The organism is Pseudomonas sp. NFXW11, assembly GCF_049887815.1.
GTDB lineage: Bacteria > Pseudomonadota > Gammaproteobacteria > Pseudomonadales > Pseudomonadaceae > Aquipseudomonas.
Genome location: NZ_JAGEKI010000014.1, coordinates 50,617 through 70,576, shown reverse-complemented (window position 1 = coordinate 70,576; position 19,960 = coordinate 50,617). Strand labels below are relative to the sequence as shown.

Annotated in this window: 18 protein-coding genes and 1 tRNA gene; 11 read left to right on the top strand and 8 right to left on the bottom strand. The window is 61.6% G+C overall.

Features of this window, described 5'->3' with window-relative positions:
- Nucleotides 1–104: 104 nt before the first annotated feature.
- The 6 genes from J4P02_RS20910 to J4P02_RS20885 all read right to left on the bottom strand — a co-directional run bounded on the left by J4P02_RS20910 (nt 105) and on the right by J4P02_RS20885 (nt 7,360).
- The gene (locus J4P02_RS20910; protein WP_426193759.1) at nt 105–1,679 is read right to left on the bottom strand and encodes an ABC transporter ATP-binding protein; all 1,575 of its coding nucleotides are present in this window, start codon (nt 1,677–1,679) and stop codon (nt 105–107) included.
- A 14-nt stretch (nt 1,680–1,693) separates the two neighbouring features.
- The gene (locus J4P02_RS20905) at nt 1,694–2,716 is read right to left on the bottom strand and encodes an ABC transporter permease (protein ID WP_426193757.1); all 1,023 of its coding nucleotides are present in this window, start codon (nt 2,714–2,716) and stop codon (nt 1,694–1,696) included.
- Complete coding sequence (locus tag J4P02_RS20900) at nt 2,716–3,777, bottom strand: microcin C ABC transporter permease YejB (protein WP_426193755.1); 1,062 nt, start codon at nt 3,775–3,777, stop codon at nt 2,716–2,718. The genes J4P02_RS20905 and J4P02_RS20900 overlap by 1 nt, the downstream gene beginning before the upstream one ends.
- Nucleotides 3,777–5,639 carry an extracellular solute-binding protein gene (locus J4P02_RS20895; RefSeq protein WP_426193753.1) on the bottom strand — a complete coding sequence of 621 codons (1,863 nt, stop codon included), beginning with the start codon at nt 5,637–5,639 and terminating at the stop codon, nt 3,777–3,779. The genes J4P02_RS20900 and J4P02_RS20895 overlap by 1 nt, the downstream gene beginning before the upstream one ends.
- A 151-nt stretch (nt 5,640–5,790) precedes the next feature.
- Entirely contained in the window at nt 5,791–6,072 is a 282-nt protein-coding gene (locus tag J4P02_RS20890; RefSeq protein WP_426193751.1) for a peptidylprolyl isomerase, read from the bottom strand.
- A gap of 196 nt (nt 6,073–6,268) precedes the next feature.
- Complete coding sequence (locus J4P02_RS20885; protein ID WP_426193749.1) at nt 6,269–7,360, bottom strand: 3-deoxy-7-phosphoheptulonate synthase; 1,092 nt, start codon at nt 7,358–7,360, stop codon at nt 6,269–6,271.
- Between the two features lie 633 nt (nt 7,361–7,993).
- Here J4P02_RS20885 and J4P02_RS20880 point away from each other — a divergent pair.
- From J4P02_RS20880 to J4P02_RS20855, 6 genes are all read left to right on the top strand, one after another.
- The gene (locus J4P02_RS20880; protein WP_426193747.1) at nt 7,994–8,749 is read left to right on the top strand and encodes a carbon-nitrogen hydrolase family protein; all 756 of its coding nucleotides are present in this window, start codon (nt 7,994–7,996) and stop codon (nt 8,747–8,749) included.
- Nucleotides 8,746–9,213: a GNAT family N-acetyltransferase gene (locus J4P02_RS20875; RefSeq protein ID WP_426193745.1), complete on the top strand. Its 468-nt coding sequence runs from the start codon at nt 8,746–8,748 to the stop codon at nt 9,211–9,213. The genes J4P02_RS20880 and J4P02_RS20875 overlap by 4 nt, the downstream gene beginning before the upstream one ends.
- Before the next feature lie 269 nt (nt 9,214–9,482).
- Complete coding sequence (gacA, locus tag J4P02_RS20870) at nt 9,483–10,124, top strand: response regulator transcription factor GacA (RefSeq protein WP_031320037.1); 642 nt, start codon at nt 9,483–9,485, stop codon at nt 10,122–10,124.
- A 1-nt stretch (nt 10,125) separates the two neighbouring features.
- A complete protein-coding gene (gene uvrC / locus J4P02_RS20865; protein WP_426193970.1) occupies nt 10,126–11,949 on the top strand; it encodes an excinuclease ABC subunit UvrC in 1,824 nt (607 codons plus the stop codon).
- Nucleotides 11,950–11,981: 32 nt separating this feature from the next.
- Nucleotides 11,982–12,542 carry a CDP-diacylglycerol--glycerol-3-phosphate 3-phosphatidyltransferase gene (gene pgsA, locus J4P02_RS20860; protein WP_426193742.1) on the top strand — a complete coding sequence of 187 codons (561 nt, stop codon included), beginning with the start codon at nt 11,982–11,984 and terminating at the stop codon, nt 12,540–12,542.
- A 65-nt stretch (nt 12,543–12,607) separates the two neighbouring features.
- Nucleotides 12,608–12,683: transfer RNA gene (locus tag J4P02_RS20855), tRNA-Gly, on the top strand.
- A 275-nt stretch (nt 12,684–12,958) separates the two neighbouring features.
- Here J4P02_RS20855 and J4P02_RS20850 read toward each other — a convergent pair.
- Complete coding sequence (locus J4P02_RS20850) at nt 12,959–13,921, bottom strand: GNAT family N-acetyltransferase (protein ID WP_426193740.1); 963 nt, start codon at nt 13,919–13,921, stop codon at nt 12,959–12,961.
- Between the two features lie 386 nt (nt 13,922–14,307).
- Between J4P02_RS20850 and J4P02_RS20845 the strand changes: the two genes are divergently transcribed.
- The 5 genes from J4P02_RS20845 to J4P02_RS20825 all read left to right on the top strand — a co-directional run bounded on the left by J4P02_RS20845 (nt 14,308) and on the right by J4P02_RS20825 (nt 18,933).
- Nucleotides 14,308–14,829 (top strand): HIT family protein, encoded by a 522-nt coding sequence (locus J4P02_RS20845; protein ID WP_426193738.1) that lies wholly within the window; start codon nt 14,308–14,310, stop codon nt 14,827–14,829.
- Nucleotides 14,830–15,017: 188 nt separating this feature from the next.
- Complete coding sequence (locus J4P02_RS20840) at nt 15,018–15,794, top strand: hypothetical protein (RefSeq protein WP_426193736.1); 777 nt, start codon at nt 15,018–15,020, stop codon at nt 15,792–15,794.
- 38 nt (nt 15,795–15,832) lie between these two features.
- Nucleotides 15,833–16,231 carry a nuclear transport factor 2 family protein gene (locus J4P02_RS20835; protein ID WP_426193734.1) on the top strand — a complete coding sequence of 133 codons (399 nt, stop codon included), beginning with the start codon at nt 15,833–15,835 and terminating at the stop codon, nt 16,229–16,231.
- A 69-nt stretch (nt 16,232–16,300) separates the two neighbouring features.
- On the top strand, nt 16,301–16,963 hold the full coding sequence (locus tag J4P02_RS20830; RefSeq protein ID WP_426193732.1) for an iron-containing redox enzyme family protein: 663 nt from the start codon (nt 16,301–16,303) through the stop codon (nt 16,961–16,963).
- Between the two features lie 137 nt (nt 16,964–17,100).
- Nucleotides 17,101–18,933, top strand: coding sequence for a long-chain-acyl-CoA synthetase (locus J4P02_RS20825; RefSeq protein WP_426193730.1), 1,833 nt, complete (start codon nt 17,101–17,103; stop codon nt 18,931–18,933).
- 311 nt (nt 18,934–19,244) lie between these two features.
- Here J4P02_RS20825 and J4P02_RS20820 read toward each other — a convergent pair whose 3' ends face one another.
- A complete protein-coding gene (locus J4P02_RS20820) occupies nt 19,245–19,937 on the bottom strand; it encodes an outer membrane protein (protein ID WP_426193728.1) in 693 nt (230 codons plus the stop codon).
- Between the last annotated feature and the right edge of the window lie 23 nt (nt 19,938–19,960).

The window sequence follows — 19,960 nt, the reverse complement described above, 5'->3', positions numbered from 1 at the left end:
CATCCTGAAAATGGGCGCGAAGAGTATGCCCGATTTGCGTGGGGCGGCTGGCCGGCGAAAGGGCCTTTGGCTGAGGCAGCGAGCCAGCGTGCGCTGGCGCTGGCTCAGCCGGGGTGGGCGGCGGCCAGCAGTTCCCGGGTGTAGGGGTGCTGCGGGGCGTCGAACACCTGGTGGCTGGCGCCTTGTTCCACCACCCGGCCGTCCTTGATCACGATCATGTCGTGGGCCAGTGCGCGCACCACCGCCAGGTCGTGGCTGATGAACAGGTAGGTCAGGCCGTACTTTTCCTGCAACTGGCGCAGCAGGGCCACCACTTGTTTCTGCACGGTGCGGTCCAGGGCCGAGGTGGGTTCGTCCAGCAGGATCAGCGCCGGTTTCAGCACCAGGGCCCGGGCAATGGCGATGCGCTGGCGCTGGCCGCCGGAAAACTCGTGGGGGTAGCGATGCCGGCTCTCGGGGTCGAGGCCGACTTCCTCCAGGGCGCGGATCACCTGCTCGTCGCACTGGCGGGCATCGTACTGGCTGTGCACTTCCAGGCCTTCGCTGATGATCTGCGCCACCGACAGGCGCGGGCTGAGGCTGCCGAAGGGGTCCTGGAACACCACCTGCATCTGCTTGCGCCAGGGCCGCAGCTGTTTCTGCTTGAGGCCATCCAGGGCCTGGCCCTGGAAGCGGATGCCGCCCTGGGAGTCCAGCAGCCGCAGGATCGCCTGGCCCAGGGTCGACTTGCCCGAGCCGGATTCGCCGACAATCCCCAGGGTCTTGCCCTGCTGCACGCTGAGGCTGATGCCGTCCACCGCCCGCAGGTAGTGCTTGCGCCGCAGCAGGCCGCCGCCGACCTGGAAGTCGACACTGAGCCGATCCACTTCCAGCAGGGTGGGCCGGGTGTCGCGACACAACGGCTCACCCTCGGGCTCGGCATGCAGCAGCTCGCAGCTGTAGGGGTGTTGCGGGGCCTTGAACAGGGTGTCGCAGTCGGCCTGTTCGACGATCTCCCCGGCTTTCATCACGCACACCCGCTGGGCGATGCGCCGCACCAGGTTGAGGTCGTGGCTGATCAGCAGCAGGGACATGCCCAGGCGCTGCTGCAGGGATTTGAGCAGCAGCAGGATCTTGCGCTGCACCGTTACGTCGAGGGCGGTGGTGGGTTCGTCGGCGATCAGCAGTTCGGGCTCGCAGGCCAGGGCCATGGCGATCATCACCCGTTGCCGCTGGCCGCCGGAGAGTTGGTGCGGGTAGGCCTTGAGGCGTTCCTGGGGCTTTTGGATGCCCACCAGCTCCAGCAGCTCTAGGGTCCGCGCCTGGGCCTGTTTGCCCCCCAGGCCGCGGTGCAGCAGCAGGGTTTCACCGATCTGCTTTTCCACGCTGTGCAGCGGGTTGAGCGAGGTCATGGGCTCCTGGAAGATCATCGCGATGCGGTTGCCGCGCAGTTTCTGCAGGGTGGCGGGATCGGCGCCGAGCAGTTCCTGGCCGCGGTAGCGCACGCTGCCCGAGCTGCTGCAGCCAGTTTGCGGCAGCAGTTGCAGGATCGAGTGGGCGGTCACCGATTTGCCCGAGCCGGATTCCCCCACCAGGGCCAGGCATTCGCCGGGGCGGATGTCCAGGCTCAGGTCGCGAACCACCTTCTGGGTGCCGAAGGCGACATTGAGCTGGCGGATTTCGATCAGGTTGTCAGTCATTTCTAGCGTCCGCTTTATGAACGTGGATCAAAGGCATCGCGCAATGCCTCGCCGATGAATACCAGCAGCGAGAGGATCAGCGCCAGGGTGAAAAAGGCCGTCAGCCCCAGCCACGGCGCTTGCAGGTTCTGCTTGCCCTGGCCGATCAGCTCGCCCAGGGAGGCGCTGCCGGCGGGCATGCCGAAGCCGAGGAAATCCAGGGCGGTGAGGGTCGAGATGGCCCCGGTAAGGATGAACGGCAAATAGCTCAGGGTGGCGTTCATGGCGTTGGGCAGGATGTGCCGCAGGATCACCTTGCGATCGCTCAGGCCCAGGGCCCGGGCGGCCTTGACGTACTCCAGGTTGCGCCCGCGCAGGAACTCGGCGCGCACCACGTCCACCAGGGCCAGCCAGGAAAACAGCGCCATGATCCCCAGCAGCCACCAGAAGTTCGGCTCGACGAAACCCGAGAGGATGATCAGCAGGTAGAGCACCGGCAGACCGGACCAGACTTCCAGCAAACGCTGGCCCAGCAGGTCGACCCAGCCGCCGTAGTAGCCCTGCAGCGCGCCGGCGGCGATGCCGATCAGGGCGCTGATGGCGGTCAGCGCCAGGGCGAACAGGATCGACACCCGGGCACCGTAGATTACCCGCGCGGCTACGTCCCGGGCCTGGTCGTCGGTGCCCAGCCAGTTGACCTGGCTCGGCGGGCTGGGGGCCGGCTGGGTCAGGTCGTAGTTGGGGGTGTCTTCACTGAAGGGGATCGGCGGGAACAGCAGCCAGCCGCCGTCCTTGCGGATCAGTTGCTGCACGTAGTCGCTGCGATAGTCGGCCTGGAACGGCAGCTGGCCGCCGAACTCCTGCTCGGTGTAGCGCTTGAATACCGGGAAGTACAGCGAACCCTGGTAGCTGAGCACCAGGGGCTTGTCGTTGGCGATCAGCTCGCCGCCCAGGGTCAGGATGAACAGGCCGATAAACAGCCACAGCGACCACCAGCCGCGACGGTTTTTCTTGAATCGGTCGAAGCGCCGGCGCGCCACGGGAGACAGCTTGAGCATCAGGCGTTCCTCGCGGCGAAGTCGATGCGCGGGTCGACCAGGGTGTAGCACAGGTCGCCGATGAGTTTTATCAGCAGGCCGAACAGGGTGAAGATGAACAGCGAGCCGAACACCACCGGGTAGTCCCGGGAAACCGCGGCCTCGTAGCTCATGCGCCCCAGGCCGTCGAGGGAGAAGATCACCTCGATCAGCAGGGAACCGGCGAAGAACACGCTGATAAAGGCCTGGGGAATGCCCGACACCACCAGCAGCATGGCGTTGCGGAACACGTGGCCGTAGAGCACCCGACGCTCGCTCAGGCCCTTGGCCCGGGCGGTGACCACGTACTGGCGGGTGATCTCGTTGAGGAAGGAGTTCTTGGTGAGGATGGTCAGGGTGGCGAAACCGCCGATCACCAGGGAGCTGACCGGCAGCACCAGGTGCCAGAAGTAGTCGGCGACCTTGCCCAGGGTGCTCAGCTGTTCGAAGTTGTCCGAGACCAGGCCGCGCACCGGGAACCAGTTCAGCGAGGTGCCGCCGGCGAACAGCACGATCAGGAACATGGCGAACAGGAACGCCGGCATGGCGTAGCCGATGATGATCGCGGTGCTGCTCCAGATATCGAAATGACTGCCGTGGTGCACTGCCTTGCGAATTCCCAGGGGGATCGACACCAGGTAGGTGATCAGGGTGGCCCAGAGGCCCAGGGAGATGGTCACCGGCATTTTTTCCAGGATCAGGTCGGTGACCGTGGCGCCGCGGAAGAAGCTCTTGCCGAAATCCAGCTGGGCGTAGTTCTTGAGCATCAGCCACAGGCGTTCATGGGCCGGCTTGTCGAAGCCGTACTGCTTTTCTATGTCCTGGATCAGCTTGGGGTCCAGGCCGCGGCTGGCCCGCGAGCCGCTGCTGCTCATGGCATCGGCGGAGCCGCCCACCGCGCCGCCGCCAATCCCTTGCAGGCGGGCGATGGCCTGTTCCACTGGGCCGCCGGGGGCGGCCTGGACGATGACGAAGTTGACCAGGAGGATGATCAGCAGGGTCGGGATGATCAGCAGCAGGCGTCGCACTATATAGGCCAGCATCAGTGGCGCCCTCCGGGTTTGCCACGGCGGATCAGCTCGGCGGCCATCTGTTCATTGGTCAGGGCGGTGCTGCTGACTTCCCACCAGCTTTCAATGGCTTCGTCGTTGCTGGCCGACACCTTGGGCTTGCCGAAGCGGTTCCACCACACCGTAGAGGTGCCCGGTGGGTAGTAGTTGGCGATCCAGTAGTAGTTCCACTGCAGCACCCGATCCAGGGCGTGGGCGTAGCGCAGCATCTCCGGCTGGCTGGTGGCTTTCACCAGGCCGCTGACCAGGTGGTCCACCGCCGGGTTCTTGAGCACCATGTAGTTGTTGGAGCCGGGGTCGTTGGCCGCCGCCGAGCCGAAGTAGTTGTACAACTCCATGCCCGGCGAGGTGCTCACCGGGTAGCCGGTGACGATCATGTCGTAGTCCCGGGCCATCAGGCGGTTGACGTACTGCGAGGAGTCGATGCGGCGGATGTTCAGGTCGATGCCGATCTGCGCCAGGTTGCGCTTGTAGGGCAGCAGCAGGCGTTCGATGGAGCCTTGGGTGATGAGGAAAGTGAAGCTTAAGGGTTCGCCGTCGGCATTCACCAGCTTGTCGCCTTCGGCTTTCCAGCCAGCCTGTTCCAGCAGGGCCAGGGCTTGCAGTTGCTTGTCGCGGATGACGCCGCTGCCGTCGGTCTTCGGTGCTTCGAAGACCTGGGTGAAGACTTCATCGGGGATCTGCCCGCGCAGCGGTTCGAGGACCTTCAGTTCCTCGGCATCCGGCAGGCTGCGGGCCGCCAGGGCGGTGTTGGAGAAGAAGCTCTGCTGGCGGATATACAGGTTGCGCATCATCTGCCGGTTGCTCCATTCGAAATCCCAGAGCATGGCCAGGGCCTGGCGCACGCGGCGGTCCTGGAACATCGGCCGGTCGAAGTTGAACACGTAGCCCTGGGCCGGCTGCGGCGCCGATTGGGCCAGGTGGGCCTTTTGCAGGCGGCCGTCGTTCAGGGCCGGGCTGTCGTAGCCGATGGAGTAGCCGGTGGCGGAGAACTCGCGGTTGTAATCGTAGGCGCCGCCGCGTAGCACTTGGCGGGCGACGTCGATATCGCCGAAGTACTCCACGCTGAAATGATCGAAGTTGTACAGGCCGCGGCTCACCGGCAAGTCCTTGCCCCACCAGTCGGGGTTGCGGGCGAAGGTGATGCTGTTGCCCGAGTCCACCTTGGCCACGCGGTACGGGCCGCTGCCCAGGGGCGCTTCGTAGCCGCCGCCATTGGCGAAGTCGCGACTCTTCCACCAGTGTTCGGGGAACACCGGCAGGGTCGCGATATCCAGGGGCAGGGTACGGTTTTCGTTGTTCTTGAAATCGAAGCGCACCACCCGCGGTGATTCCACGGTCACGCCTTTGACGTCTTCGAACTGGGTACGGTAGCGCATGCTGCCCTGGGTCATCAGCAGGTCGTAGCTGTAGCGCACGTCTTCGGCGGTGATCGGCGTGTTATCGGCGAAGCGTGCCTTAGGGTTGAGGTAGAAGCGCAGCCACAGGCCGTCTTCGGAACGCTCCATCTTTTCCGCCACCAGGCCGTAGACGGTGTAGGGCTCGTCGAGGGAGCGCTGGGCCAGGGGCGAGTAGACCATGCCGTCGAGCTGGGACACGCCGATGCCTTTGTCGATATAGGGCAGCACGTGGTCGAAGCGGCCGATCTCGATGGCCGAGCGGCGCAAGGTCCCGCCCTTGGGGGCCAGGGGATTGGCGTAATCGAAGTGGCTGAAGCCCTGGGGGTACTTGGCCGGTTCGCCATAGACGGTCATGGCGTGCTGCGGTGCGGCCTGGGCAGTGGTAGCGCCCAGCAGCAGGGCACTGAAGACGAGGGTGGGGAAAAGCAGTCGCATTGTCAGCCTTAGGAGCCGGGTGATCGATGATCTGGCTTTGTACGCTAGCGGCGCGTGACTGGCCAGCCGCATCCGCGGTTGCAGGCAGCGCTGGCCCATACGCAACGGCCCACCAATAGGCGGGCCGCTGGGCACAGGCTAGGGCTGTGAATCAGTCCTGGCGGCTGGTGACTTCCAGCAGGTGGTAGCCGAACTGGGTCTTCACCGGGCCCTGCACCACATTGATCGGGGCGCTGAACACTACGGTGTCGAATTCCTTGACCATCTGGCCCGGGCCGAAGGAGCCCAGGTTGCCGCCGTCACGGCTGGAAGGGCAGGTGGAGTTCTTCTTCGCCACTTCGGCGAAGTCGGCGCCGGCTTCGATTTCGGCTTTGAGTTCGTTGCACTTGGCTTCGCTGGCAACCAGGATGTGACGGGCAGTGGCTTTGGCCATGGGAGTTGCTCCTTTCAAGAAAGTTGAGAGCCTACCGGATTCAGGTGGCTATTTCTTCTCAAAGTTCCTTCAGGGCGTTGCCGCCGGGCGGTGATGGTCCCGTAGCAGCCGGCTTGCCGGCGAAGAGGTCCTTGGAGGGGGCGGTGCTCTTGGGGACGCTTTCGCTGGCAAGCCAGCTCCTACAGTGAGGCGCCGCTCAGGCGGGTAGCGAGACCGGCTGGCTGGCCCCTTGCAACTGCTCGGCGCCACGGCGCAGCAGTTGCTCGGTGGCGTCCCAGCCCAGGCAGCCGTCGGTCACCGATACGCCGTAGCGCAGTTTGCCGCCGAGAGGCTGGCAGCCTTCGAACAGGTGGCTTTCCAGCATCACCCCCATCAGCGAGCGGTCGCCCTGCAGGCGTTGCTCCAGCACTTCGTTGAACACCGCCGGCTGGCGCAGTGGGTCCTTGCCGCTGTTGGCATGGCTGCAATCGACCATGATCCGCGCCGGGATCTTCAGCTTGTGCAGGTCCTGCTGGACCTGGGCCAGGCTCTGGCGGTCGTAGTTCGGCCCGCGATGGCCGCCGCGCAGCACCAGGTGGGTGTCGGGGTTGCCGGGAGTCTGGATGATCGCCGGGTGGCCCTGGCTGTCGACGCCGAAGTGGCGGTGCGGGTGAGCCGCCGAACGCATGGCGTCACAGGCGATGGCGACGCCGCCGTCGGTGCCGTTCTTGAAGCCCACGGGCATCTCCAGGCCGCTGGCCAGTTCGCGGTGGATCTGCGATTCGGTGGTGCGGGCACCGATCGCCACCCAGCTCAGCAGGTCGTCGAAGTAGCCGGCGGCCATGGGTTGCAGCAATTCGGTGGCGATCGGCAGGCCCAGGCGCAGCATCTCGCGCATCAGTTCCCGGGACAGGCTCAGGCCGCCGGCCATGTCGTCGCTGCCATCCAGGTGCGGGTCGTAGGCCAGGCCCTTCCAGCCGACGGTGGTGCGGGGCTTTTCCACGTAGGCGCGCATCACCAGGAGCATTTGTTCGCTGAGGTCTTCGGCCAGGCGCGCCAGCTTGGCGGCGTATTCCAGGGCGGATTGCGGGTCGTGGATGGAGCAGGGGCCGACGACCACCAGCAGGCGTGAGTCGCGGCCTTCGAGAATGGCCCGGACCGCTTGGCGGTGGGCGGCGACTTGCTGGCCGAGGGCCAGGGACAACGGCAGGTGTTGCTTGAGCTCCAGGGAGCTGGGCAGGCGCTGGGTCAGGGTTTCATTGGCGCTGGCGTGGGCGGACAGGGGCAGAGCGGATACGGACGAATTCATGTGCGGTCTTCCTGGGCGGGCGGCGGGTAATGTCCCGCGCGCGGCCCTACTGGGGTGTTCGACAATTGGCCGTACTGGCCATCAATGTGCAATTGCCACCGGTAGGTGACCGATCGGAGGCGGCAGGCTGTCCCGAGCGGAGGCTGCTAAATCGCCAGGCGGAAAACATGTCGTAGCGGTAATAGGTGGCGTAGTTCATGGGGCAATCCTCGGTTAGTTCGGTGTGTCGCTGAATGGGATGGTTAAAACGTCGAGCCTTGAAAAACAAAACCCCCGGTCGGGAGGCCGACCGGGGGTTGAGAATTCTCTGGTAGGCGACCCGTTTTCATGGGCGCCGGTTGGGTATCAGGCGCGCCAGTGGCTAAACCAATACCCAAAATAAAAGCTCGCCGGAGCGCCGTTGCCATTGACCCGGGCAGCCGCGTGCGAGCGCAGTGCGCTGGCGGTGTGGCGATGCAGGGAAAGGGCCTGGGACAAGGTGTTGTGCTCCGTAAAGTGCAGGGAGCTTACTCGACGCCGGGGCCGGGATTCAATCAGTAATTTCTATCGTGGCGAACAGTCGTGGCCATGGATGAAGCCCGAGCGGGATCTATGCCACACTCGGCGCCCTCTCTTATTTGCCAAGGAATTGCCATGGGCGTTCTAACCCTTGCTGCTGCCCAGACGGTGGCTATCGCTGGCGATCTGCCGGCAAACCTGGTGCAGCATCAGCGCTTGATGCGGCTGGCGGCGGGGCAAGGGGTGCAATTGCTGGTGTTTCCCGAACTGTCGTTGACTGGCTATGAGCCCCAGTTGGCGCAAGACTTGGCGCTGGCCGTGGATTCGCCAGCCTTGCAGCCATTGCGCGAGCTGGCTCGGGAACTGGGCATGAGCTGCGTGGTGGGCCTGCCGATCCGCCAGGAACCGGGCCAGTTGCCGTTGATTGGGGCCCTGGTGCTGGGAGGCGATGGTTCCCTCGCGCTCTACAGCAAGCAGCACCTGCACCCCGGTGAGGAGCGCTTTTTCGCCCCGGGCGTGGGCGGTGCGCCGCTGTCGTTGGGAGAGCTGAGCGTGGCCCTGGCGGTATGCGCCGACTTCGCTCATGCCAGCCATGTGCAGGCTGCGGTGGCTGCCGGCGCCGGGGCCTACGCTGCGGGGGTGTTGATCAGTGAAGGCGGTTATGCCGCCGACAGTGCGCTGTTGCAGGGCTATGCCCGAGAGCACGGCGTGCTGCTGATGATGGCCAATCATGGAGGGCCCAGCGGTGGCTGGGCCTGTGCCGGGCGCAGTGCGGCCTGGGGGCCTCGGGGGCAACTGCTGGGGGCGGTGGACGGGGTGGGCGAGGCGCTGCTGATCGCGCGTTGCAGCGCCGGGCAATGGTCGGTGCAGGTGCAGGTGCCCACGCCATGAGCAGTCGTTTCGCCTTGTGCCCGGCGACGGCCGCCGACCTGCCGTTCGCTCGCGACCTGACTCGTTCGAGCATGCTGCGCTACTACATTTGCAACGATTTACTGTGGCTCGATGAGGCTTTCGATGTGGCCTGGGCCGGTCGCGAGAACCTGCTGATCTGCCAGGACCACCAGGTGCTGGGGTTCGTCAGCCTGAGCCGCGACCTGCGTGCCCTGTATATCCGCGAGCTGCATATGCTGGAGGCATGGCGTGGGCAGGGGGCCGGTGCCTGGACCCTGGCCCAGGTATTGCTGATGGCGGCTCGGGAACACCTGGGGCTGTTGCGCCTGACGGTATTCAAGGGCAATCCGGCGCAGCGTCTGTATGAGCGGCAGGGGTTGCGGGTGGTGGGCGAGGATGAGTGTTTCTGGCGCATGGAGCGCTCGTCGTTTGTGGGGCCGGGAGAGGCTTGCCGGCTGTCTTGAGCGCAGGTTGCTGCTGCGGTGCGGATAGCGGGCAGGGTGCAAAGCCCTTGCCGCCCGGCCTCGCCCCTGGCGCAGTTGTCGCAGCGCCTGGCAGCCGGAAATCCCCCGTAGGCCGGGAGCAGTGGGGCCAGAGCGTTTTGCGGCAGGGTTCTGCTAGGGCATTCGGCACCTGACGAAGTTTTTTATATAGCGCTTGTGATTAGGATTGTGCGGCGCTTTTTTGCTAAGGTGTCCGGCAACCTGTAAAGACCATATCGCGAGGTGTCTGCTTGATTAGGGTGCTAGTAGTCGATGACCATGATCTCGTTCGTACGGGCATTACACGAATGTTGGCTGACATCGATGGCCTGCAAGTAGTCGGGCAGGCGGAGTCAGGGGAGGAGTCCCTGCTCAAGGCTCGGGAATTGAAACCCGACGTGGTCCTCATGGACGTCAAGATGCCCGGCATCGGTGGCCTTGAAGCCACGCGCAAACTGCTACGCAGCCATCCGGACATCAAGGTGGTTGCCGTGACCGTGTGCGAGGAAGATCCGTTTCCCACTCGGCTGCTGCAAGCCGGTGCGGCGGGCTACCTGACCAAGGGCGCGGGGCTCAATGAAATGGTCCAGGCGATTCGCCTGGTGTTTGCCGGCCAGCGTTATATCAGCCCGCAGATCGCCCAGCAGTTGGTGTTCAAGTCGTTCCAGCCCTCCAGCGAATCGCCGTTCGATGCCTTGTCGGAGCGCGAGATCCAGATTGCGCTGATGATTGTCGGCTGCCAGAAGGTGCAGATCATCTCCGACAAGCTGTGCCTGTCGCCGAAAACCGTGAATACCTACCGCTATCGAATCTTCGAGAAACTCTCGATCAGCAGTGATGTCGAGTTGACGCTGCTGGCGGTTCGACACGGCATGGTGGATGCCAGCCTCTGAAATGACCGACCTGTTTGATCCCAGCGCCTTCCTTTCTACCTGCAGTGGCCGCCCTGGTGTGTATCGCATGTTCGACAGCGATGCACGCCTGCTGTACGTGGGTAAAGCCAAGAACCTGAAGAACCGTCTCTCCAGCTACTTCCGCAAGACCGGCCAGGCACCGAAGACCGCCGCCCTGGTGGCGCGCATCGCGCAGATCGAAACCACCATCACTGCCAATGAAACCGAGGCGCTGTTGCTGGAGCAGACGCTGATCAAGGAGTGGCGGCCGCCCTACAACATCCTGCTGCGTGATGATAAGTCCTATCCCTATGTGTTCCTTTCGGACGGCGACTTTCCCCGGTTCAGCATCCACCGTGGGGCGAAGAAGCAGAAGGGCAAGTATTTCGGGCCTTATCCCAGCGCCGGCGCCATCCGCGAAAGCCTCAGCCTGTTGCAGAAGACCTTTCTGGTCCGCCAGTGCGAGGACAGCTATTACAAAAACCGCACACGGCCCTGCCTGCAGTACCAGATCAAGCGCTGCAAGGCGCCCTGTGTCGGGCTGGTAGAGCCGGCGGACTATGCCGAGGACGTGCGTCACTCGGTGATGTTCCTCGAAGGTCGCAGCAATGCCCTGACCGATGAGCTGTCGAGTGCCATGGAAGCTGCCGCCAGTACCCTGGATTTCGAAAAGGCTGCCGAACTGCGGGACCAGATCTCCCTGCTGCGCCGGGTCCAGGACCAGCAGAGCATGGAGGGCGGCACCGGCGATGTGGATGTGCTGGCGGCCTTCGTCAACCCCGGCGGCGCCTGCGTGCACCTGATCAGCGTGCGTGGCGGGCGGGTGCTGGGCAGCAAGAATTTCTTCCCCCAAGTGGGTATCGAGGAAGATGTGGCGCAAGTCATGTCGGCCTTCCTCGGTCAGTACTTCATCAGCAGCCCCGAGCGCGACCTGCCGGCCGAGCTGATCGTCAACGTGGTGCATGAAGACTTTCCGACCCTGATCGCGGCAATTGATGAACTGCGCGGTCGCGAGCTGACCATCAGCCACCGCGTGCGCGGCACCCGGGCGCGTTGGCAGCAACTGGCGGTGACCAATGCCGAGCAAGCCCTGAGCGCACGCCTGGCTAACCGTCAGCATGTGGCCGCACGCTTCGAGGCCCTGGCCGAAGTGCTGGGCCTGGACGAACCACCGCAGCGCCTGGAGTGCTACGACATCAGCCATTCCAGCGGCGAGGCCACCGTGGCGTCCTGCGTGGTGTTCGGTCCGGAAGGGCCGCTGAAGTCCGATTACCGCCGTTACAACATCGAGGGCGTGACCGCCGGCGACGACTATGCCGCCATGCACCAGGCCCTGACCCGACGTTTCAGCAAGCTCAAGGACGGCGAGGGCAAGTTGCCGGACATCCTCCTGGTGGACGGTGGCAAGGGCCAGTTGAACATGGCCCGGGACGTGCTCGACGAACTGGCGGTGCCGGACCTGATCCTGCTCGGCGTGGCCAAAGGGGCGACCCGCAAGGCCGGTTTCGAAACCCTGTACCTCAACGATGCCGCCCACGAGTTCACCCTCAAGGGCGACTCACCGGCGCTGCACTTGATCCAGCAAATTCGCGATGAGGCTCACCGCTTCGCGATCACCGGTCACCGTGCCCGGCGCGGCAAGACCCGGCGTACCTCGACCCTGGAAGGGGTGGCGGGCGTGGGGCCCAAGCGCCGGCGTGATCTGCTTAAACATTTTGGTGGATTGCAGGAGCTGTCCCGTGCCAGCATCGACGAGATTGCCAAAGCGCCGGGAATCAGTAAAAAGCTCGCAGAGTTGATTTATGCCAACCTGCACAGCGAGTAGAATGCCCAATCACCTCGTAGCCAGTTGTGCCGATGAATATCCCTAATCTGATTACCGTTCTACGCGTCCTGCTTATCCCTATCTTCATAGTGCTGTTCTACTTGCCCTACAGCTGGAGCTATATGGCGGCCAGTTCGGTCTTCGCCTTTGCGGCGGCCACGGACTGGCTGGATGGCTACCTGGCGCGACGCCTGGAGCAGAGCACGCCGTTTGGTGCCTTCCTCGACCCTGTGGCCGACAAGCTGATGGTGGCGGTGGCCCTGGTGCTGCTGGTGCAGGAACACCACAACCTGTGGCTGACGTTGCCCGCGGCGGTGATCATTGGCCGCGAGATCGTGGTTTCGGCGCTGCGTGAGTGGATGGCCGAACTGGGCGCCCGGGCCCAGGTGGCGGTGTCCAACCTGGGCAAATGGAAAACCGCGGCGCAGATGCTGGCGCTGGTGATCCTGCTGGCCAACCCGTCGAATTTCAGCTTCTGGGTGCTGCTGGGCTACGCCTTGCTGCTGGTGGCAGCCGGCCTGACCCTGTGGTCGATGCTGCAGTACCTGCGAGCCGCCTGGCCACACCTGAAAATCGACGGTGAAAATAAATAAGTTTTTTTGAATCAAAGGCTTGACGCGCATTCTGATTTCTATAGAATGCGCAACACCAAGACGATGCGGGAATAGCTCAGTTGGTAGAGCACGACCTTGCCAAGGTCGGGGTCGCGAGTTCGAGTCTCGTTTCCCGCTCCAAACATAGCGCTTTAGGGTTCAATCGAATTCTAAAGCGATCGCAAAAAGGACCTTCGGGTCCTTTTTGCGTTTCTGCGGTTTCCATTGAAATCCAGCACCATTCAGTGCTTTCAAGTCCGGGATTGAGTCCTTCTCAAACGCTCAGATCCGGGCAAACACTGAATCGGTTTGTTGCTGGGGCTGTGGTACATCCGGTTTGTATCAGGCTCGGAAAGCGAGGCCCCAACCTTTGGAGGCCTCGCGGCTGATGGACGAATACCGAGCCAAGGGCACACTTACAGGTGGAAGTCGCCCGCAGCCTCCGGCTGGTAAAGCACTTTGCTGATCCCGATACGGCGGGTTCGATTAGAAACTCGCCAGTCGATGGTGTCCCCCTCCTGATAGCCCAGGATGGCGGCACCGATGTCGGAGAACACGGAATACTTCCCAGCGCCGTTGTCCGCCTCTTCAGGGTAGACCAAGGCAACTTCGATCTCTTCGTCGTCTAGCTGCAGCAAGGTTCTGGAGTTCATGGTGACAACATTGCGCGCCACCTGCTGCGGTTTGACCACAATGGCTCGCTCAAGCTCATGTTCGAGCTCGACAACGGCTGGGCCTTGCTCCAACACGATCAGATACTCGAGCCTGGCCTTGTCGATTTCAGTGATGTAGATCTCAGTGGAGTCGCCAACGGCACCTTCGCGCAACAGCTGGAGATAGCGCCCCGCCGTCATGGCGAATGTCTTCAATGCCGGCGTTTCGCCCTCAAGCAAAAAGCCGCTGCGCAGAAAGGCTTTCAGCGAGCGCGTGTTGTCCGGGTGGATCTTGGCGATCAGCTTCTTGGCCCTCATGTCGAGGAAGGCCCGTTTCATGCCTTCGCGGATCGTGCGGGCGCCAAGGTTTTGGCCCCATTTGTCGCTGTCTCCGATGGCCAGAACTATCTCGCAATTTGAGCCGGTCTTGATCAGGCGGACAAAGCCCACCGGTGTGTCTTGCCGGTCATAGGCCATGAAGAATCGACCGTCCCGGTTGAATAGATGGGTCAGGCTCGGTAATGGAGTTCGATCAATGGTTTGCTCGATGGAGTGAGAGACATGACGCGAATCGCTCAGGTAGCAGGTGACGCGCTCATCCTCCAACCAATCCATCAGAGTCAGCGCATGTGCCCGAGTCACTTCAGGGCACAACGAAATGAAAGGCTTGTTCATCTTCACCACAGTTATATGTAAAGGATGAAAGCCCTTCATGGCTTTAGCCATGACGGTTCTTTCGGCAACCGGCCATTGTACGGCATAACCTGAGTAATGCCGAACAGCCTGTAGCGTTCGAGGGCTGCTGCCGGCATGGGCGACAGGTCATCCCGTCCACCACCCACTCCGCGTAGAGCGCAAATGCCAAGTGGGTGCACCGTTATCACTGTTGGCCACTGTCCAGGCCGGAGGCGGCCCCGTGTGGCATCCAGTCATGGCTTGTGCGGCCTTCAGGACGGATACACAAGCTCAGCTGAAGAAGCTCATCTAAATCAATCTATTAGGTGGTTTTCAGGGGCTCAGATACAAAACATTTCAAAAGTCCCGTGTACAGGTGTGGAACGCCAAGCGTAATTTCACCCTCAAGCTGTGCGGTCAACGATGTTAGGTCTGCAATGGAATTCAGCCTGTGCATCCCGGGTCTTCATGCCTTCACCGGGTTTGCATCTACAACAATAAGGAAGTTACCCGTGAACTGCATTTTCTGTGCAATCGCCAAGAAAGAATCACCGGCTGCTGTTGTTTACGAAGACGAGCAGTGCCTGGCCTTTCTCTCTATCCAGCCAATTACTCCCGGCCATGTCCTGGTCATACCCAAGGCCCACGCAACCGGCCTGGGTGATATCCCTCCTCAAACCTGTGGCCACATGATGCGTGTGGGTCAACGGGTGGCGGCCGCCCTGCGTGAAAGCGGCCTGAGCCTCAAAGAACAACCCTGCGAAGGTATCAACCTGCTGCTGTGCGATGGCGCTGTGGCCGGGCAAACCGTGGGCCACGCCCACCTGCATGTGTTGGCTCGCTTTGTCGGTGACGGTTTCAACCTGGGTCATGCAGACCTTCCACTGGCTACGCCCCAAGTGTTGGGCGAGCGGGCCGAGCAGATCCGTCGAGCCTTGTCCTCGCTGCCAGTGGTTTAACTGCAAGTCGCTTTAGTTTAAAGGCACGTCCGCAACAAGAGGATTGAGTGCCTTGCTCTGCGCAATAAGCAAATCATCAACCTGTAGACATCTACGCAGGGGGGCGAAGCCATGTATTGAACTGCGGGAACTGAAGTTGTGCGTTGGGCTGAGCTAGAACTACAAATGACAATAAGAAGGGAATTCTCATGCTGTCACTCGCAAGTAACAAGGCGGCCTTGCCTTCGGCAAGCATGCAGCTGCTCAAAGATGATCCAGCCGGTTCGGCAATCTACAGTTTCTATGATTCGGTACTTCAGGACTTGTGCCAGTCCGACAAGGTCAAAGTCAGACAGGTAGTTACTCCTGCGCAGTTTATCGAACTGTCTCGTGCTCGCAGCCGGTTGTACGGGCAACGCAAGACTTACTATAAAACCTTGTTTGGCAACTCGGTCGACGAAGCAGTATGCCTGGATGAGTACGACTCGCGCTCTTACGTGTTCGCCTTCTATTATGACGGTGAAATTATCGGCACCCAGCGTATTACGCCTTTCCCTCATGAGTCGGGTGAGTTCATCAGCCATGAAAAACTGCTGCAGTTCTCCGGGCCCAATTACGAGAATGAGTGCGTCGAACTCTCGCGACTGATTGTCGACAAGCATTCCCCGGTCAAGAACGTAGTCAACGGGCTGGCCATGACCGGCGCCTCGCTGGTTGCCCTGAAGGGCGGCTACAAAACCTTCATCACCTACGTCAAGCCACGGCTGGCGCCGAAGTTCGACAGTTTCGTCTTTGATCAGGACGGCATTTTCTTCCAGATCAAAGCCCGTGGCGATCACTACTACGCCCTGTACAAGGGCGACCTGTTGCCGTCGGTCACGCCTTTCTTCGGCCTGCAAAGCTGCCCCGCAGACCTCAAGGACATTGATGACTTGATGCGCTATGCCTTGGCCGCCCGTACCGCGAGGCACTCGCTGGCGGTATGAGTATCCCCAAATAACCACAACATTGAGGTTGATCCAAGATGGAAGCCAGGAACAAAGAAGTGGTCATTGAGTTTTACGAGCGCATGTTTGGCCAGCGTGAACTGGCGGTCGCCGATACATTGATCGCTGAGGAATATGTACAACACAACAACGTATTTATTCCGCCGCGCCGTGAAGGCTTCAAGACCTACTTTACGCAGTTCTTCAAGACCTTTCCCGAGTCGGGCACCAGTATTGAGCGAGTGTGTGCCGAAGGCGATTATGTCTTCCTGTATGCCAAGCATTGGGCCAAGCACAGGTTCTTTACGGTGAATTACAAGGTGATCGATATTTACCGTGTGGAAAACGGCGTGCTGATGGAACACTGGGACACCATCGAAGGCTTGGGCTTCTTCTCCAAGTTCATCTACATCATCAAGTCCGTGCTGCGCCTGTAAGTCGGTGCCCGCCTGAAATTATAAAAAGTGTCATAAACGATTTATCAACCCGCCAAGGAAGAGAGTGAAATGACTGAAGTGACCGAGTTCCGCAAAGAGCTGAAAGCTATCTGTGATGCCGAATGGGAAAAGATCAAGATCGGCCGTTTTTTCCAGATGATGAAACGCCCCGAGTTGCAGCGTGACCTCTACATCAAGGCCATTGTCCAGGTGTATCACTACACCAAGAACAACTCGATCAACCAAGCGGTGGCGTGCTGGAACCAGGACCACAAAAAGGTCGGCTTGCTGCGTTTTGCGATGAGGCATGCGCTGGAAGAACTGGGCCATGAAAACATGGCCTACAACGACCTGATCGCCATTGGCGTCGACAAGTCCGAGTTCGAAAAGCCGATGCTGCCGGCCACCGAGGCGTTCTACGGCTACCTGGATTTTGTCTCTGTATGCCGCGGCATCATTCCACGCCTGGGCTACAGTTTCTGGGCCGAGGACTGCTACGAGCACCTCGAGCCGTTGATGGACGTATGCAAGAACCAGCTCAAGCTGACCGATCAAGAACTGACCTTCTTTGTCGCCCACGCAGTCATCGATGAGAAACACTCCGAGCAAGTCAACGCCGCCATCGACCGCTGGGTCGTGACTGACGAAGAAAAAGAGTCGGTCAAGCAAGTTGCACGCACCACGGTCTACTTGATGGGCAAGATTCTCGAGTCGGTCGCCGACGAGTTCTGAGTCTTGGCCTAAGGCGTCCTCGCGCACCACGCTGCGCGAGGACGTTTTTACATGGCGTGCACAACGTAAAAAAGATCGGCTGGTCATGGCGTCTGTCGAACCGCCTGGCTGCCCCGGTCAATCCACTAGGAGGTGCCATGAGTAGCAACAACGACATGATTACCTGGGGCATGATGCTGCGCAAAGTCCCTACGATCACCCGGGCCCTTCCTCGGCTCGTCAGGGGCGTCAAGGCTTCCAAGCTCAAGGTCGATCAGCCCTGTGGCCTGGGTTGGGCCTTCGAGCAGGCAGTTGCGCGCAACCCTCAAGGACCGTCGCTGCTCTACAAGGACAGTCGTTTCAGTTATGAACAGGTCAACCAGTGGGCCAACCGTTTCGCCCACTACTTGCTTGCCCGTGGCCTGAAAAAAGGCGATGTGGTCGGCCTCTTTATTGAAAATCGCCCGGAATTGCTGGTCAGTGTGCTGGCGGTCAGCAAGATCGGCGGTATCTGCGCCATGCTCAACACCTCGCAGACCAACAACGTCCTGATCCACAGTTTGAACCTGGTCAATCCCTCGGCGATTATCGTTGGCGAAGAGCTGGTGCCATCCTTCGATGGGGTGCGTAACGACGTTGCCATCGATGAGCTGAGGACTTTCTTCCTGGCTGATACCGACACCACTCGCGATGCGGGTATCGCGCCCGAGGGTTACGTCAACCTGACCCGGGTCAGCGAAGAGCATTCCACTGCCAATCCGGCGACCACCCAGCAGGTCTACGCAAGCGACGCCTGCTTCTACATCTACACCTCCGGCACCACCGGTTTGCCCAAGGCTGGGGTGTTCAAGCACGGGCGCTGGATGAAAGCCTACGGCAGCTTCGGCATGATCGCCCTGGACATGCGCCCCGATGACATCGTCTATTGCACCTTGCCGCTCTATCACGGCACCGGGCTGTGCGTGAGCTGGGGCTCGGCATTGGCCGGCGCCTCGGGTTTCGCCATCCGCCGCAAGTTCAGCGCCAGCCAGTTCTGGGCTGACGCGCGCAAATTCAAGGCCACCACGATTTGCTACGTCGGTGAATTGTGTCGCTACCTGATCGACCAGCCTCCCGCCGGCAATGATGGCGACAACCCGGTGGTGAAGATGATTGGCAACGGCCTGCGCCCGGGCGTGTGGCTCGACTTCAAGGCGCGCTTCAACATCGAGCGGGTCTGCGAGTTGTATGCCGCCAGTGACGGCAACATCGGCTTTACCAACATCCTCAACTTCGACAACACCATCGGCTTTTCTCTCAACGCCTGGGAGTTGGTGGAGTACGAACATGACACCGGCGAGCCCAAGCGCAGCGCCAACGGTTTCATGCAGAAAGTCGGCAAGGGGGAGCAAGGCTTGTTGCTGGCCAAGATCGACGACGATGCCCCGTTCGACGGTTACACCGATCCGGAGAAGAACAAGAAAGTGGTGCTGCACGACGTGTTCGAAAAGGGTGATCGTTACTTCAACAGCGGCGACCTGATTCGCAATATCGGCTTTGGCCACGCCCAATTCGTCGACCGCCTGGGGGACACCTACCGCTGGAAAGGCGAGAACGTCTCCACCACCGAAGTTGAAAACATCATGGTGCAACACCCCCATATCGCCGAAGCCGTGGCCTACGGGGTGGAAATAAAAAACACCAACGGTCGCGCCGGGATGGCCGCCATCACTCCTTCGGCGCCGCTGGAGCAACTGGATTTTTGCGACCTGCTGCGCTTCGTCAAAAGCCAGATGCCTCACTACGCGGTGCCGATGTTCCTGCGCATCAAGACTCGCATGGAAACCACCGGCACCTTCAAATACCAGAAAACCAAACTGAAGACCGAAGCCTTCGACCCCAACCAGACCGGCGAAGACCCGGTCTACGCCTGGCTGCCGGGCACAGAAACCTACGTGCGCGTGACTGAACAGGTGCTGCAGGACATTCATGGCGGCAAGTTCCGTTACTGAAGGGCAACTGCGCGAGAGTCAGGCCTAAGTGCTTAAGGCTGTTCACTCAAGCGGAGCAGCCTTAGGCCCCAGCGGCAACCCGGTCTTTGCTAGCTTCACCGTCCTCGGTTGAGGGCCTTGGACGGTGATCCACAAACATCCCGCCGGCCAAGGCGCACTGTATTTGTGGCGAGGGAGCTCGCTCCCGCCGGGGCGCGCAGCGGCGCAAAAAATGGGACTGCTACGTCCCGGAGCGCCGGCCGGTCCCACGGGGCAAGCTCCCTCGCCACAGGTCATTTTTGTTTGCTCAAGGCCCTTTCTCCATCCGCTGCCTAGAGCCCGTACTGCACCCCGAGCAGCAGCGACTGGGCGTTGTAGCGGGTGCTCACATCACCCGGGTACAGGCCGTCGATATCACCAAAGTGTGCATCGCGGGTTTGCAGGTAGCGGTAGTCCACGGAGGCCGACCAGTGCTCGTCCAGGCGCACGGCCACGCCTGCGCCCAGTTGCCAGGTGGCGACATCGTCGCGATGGGTGGGGCCGAAGGATACGCCGGCGGCCGATAGGTCCTTGATCACCAGCCGGGTGTAGCCCAGGCCGCCGCCCACATAGGGCTTGATGCGCGAGAAACCGTCGGGCATCGGCAGGTCGTACCAGAGGTTGGCCATCAGGCTGCCGGCCGATTCCTGGCCTTTGCCGGGGGCTTTGTTGTTGCCGTCGTAGATCCGGTTGGAGAAGTGGTCCAGGGAGTTCTTGCGGTAGGCCAGGGCCAGCTCCGGGCGCAGGCCGATGGGCGAGCGCCAGCCCAGGGCCAGGTCCGCGGCGTAGCCGGAGGTCATCGGCTGGTTGTAGTTCATGCGCACGAAGTCCGTGGAGTGCTGGCGCAGGTCCTGGGCTTGGACCCAGTTCAGGCCGCCCAGCAGGCTGACATACAGGCCGCTGTCATCGGCCGTGGCCAGGCTGCTGTGGGCGATTCCCAGGCCCAACAGGGGCAGAAGGGCAAAACGTAGAGACACTGGATTCATGTTTGGCTCGTATCAGGTTGAGG

Bases quoted from the DNA above. Each gene is read 5' to 3' on its own strand.
- uvrC (WP_426193970.1), top strand. From the start codon at position 10,126: ATGACCGACCTGTTTGATCCCAGCGCCTTCCTTTCTACCTGCAGTGGC.
- J4P02_RS20890 (WP_426193751.1), bottom strand. From the start codon at position 6,072: ATGGCCAAAGCCACTGCCCGTCACATCCTGGTTGCCAGCGAAGCCAAG.
- J4P02_RS20895 (WP_426193753.1), bottom strand. From the start codon at position 5,639: ATGCGACTGCTTTTCCCCACCCTCGTCTTCAGTGCCCTGCTGCTGGGC.
- J4P02_RS20900 (WP_426193755.1), bottom strand. From the start codon at position 3,777: ATGCTGGCCTATATAGTGCGACGCCTGCTGCTGATCATCCCGACCCTG.
- J4P02_RS20850 (WP_426193740.1), bottom strand. From the start codon at position 13,921: ATGGCTAAAGCCATGAAGGGCTTTCATCCTTTACATATAACTGTGGTG.
- J4P02_RS20880 (WP_426193747.1), top strand. From the start codon at position 7,994: ATGGGCGTTCTAACCCTTGCTGCTGCCCAGACGGTGGCTATCGCTGGC.
- J4P02_RS20825 (WP_426193730.1), top strand. From the start codon at position 17,101: ATGAGTAGCAACAACGACATGATTACCTGGGGCATGATGCTGCGCAAA.
- J4P02_RS20910 (WP_426193759.1), bottom strand. From the start codon at position 1,679: ATGACTGACAACCTGATCGAAATCCGCCAGCTCAATGTCGCCTTCGGC.
- J4P02_RS20820 (WP_426193728.1), bottom strand. From the start codon at position 19,937: ATGAATCCAGTGTCTCTACGTTTTGCCCTTCTGCCCCTGTTGGGCCTG.
- J4P02_RS20840 (WP_426193736.1), top strand. From the start codon at position 15,018: ATGCTGTCACTCGCAAGTAACAAGGCGGCCTTGCCTTCGGCAAGCATG.
- J4P02_RS20905 (WP_426193757.1), bottom strand. From the start codon at position 2,716: ATGCTCAAGCTGTCTCCCGTGGCGCGCCGGCGCTTCGACCGATTCAAG.
- J4P02_RS20830 (WP_426193732.1), top strand. From the start codon at position 16,301: ATGACTGAAGTGACCGAGTTCCGCAAAGAGCTGAAAGCTATCTGTGAT.
- pgsA (WP_426193742.1), top strand. From the start codon at position 11,982: ATGAATATCCCTAATCTGATTACCGTTCTACGCGTCCTGCTTATCCCT.
- J4P02_RS20885 (WP_426193749.1), bottom strand. From the start codon at position 7,360: ATGAATTCGTCCGTATCCGCTCTGCCCCTGTCCGCCCACGCCAGCGCC.
- J4P02_RS20875 (WP_426193745.1), top strand. From the start codon at position 8,746: ATGAGCAGTCGTTTCGCCTTGTGCCCGGCGACGGCCGCCGACCTGCCG.
- J4P02_RS20845 (WP_426193738.1), top strand. From the start codon at position 14,308: ATGGAATTCAGCCTGTGCATCCCGGGTCTTCATGCCTTCACCGGGTTT.
- J4P02_RS20835 (WP_426193734.1), top strand. From the start codon at position 15,833: ATGGAAGCCAGGAACAAAGAAGTGGTCATTGAGTTTTACGAGCGCATG.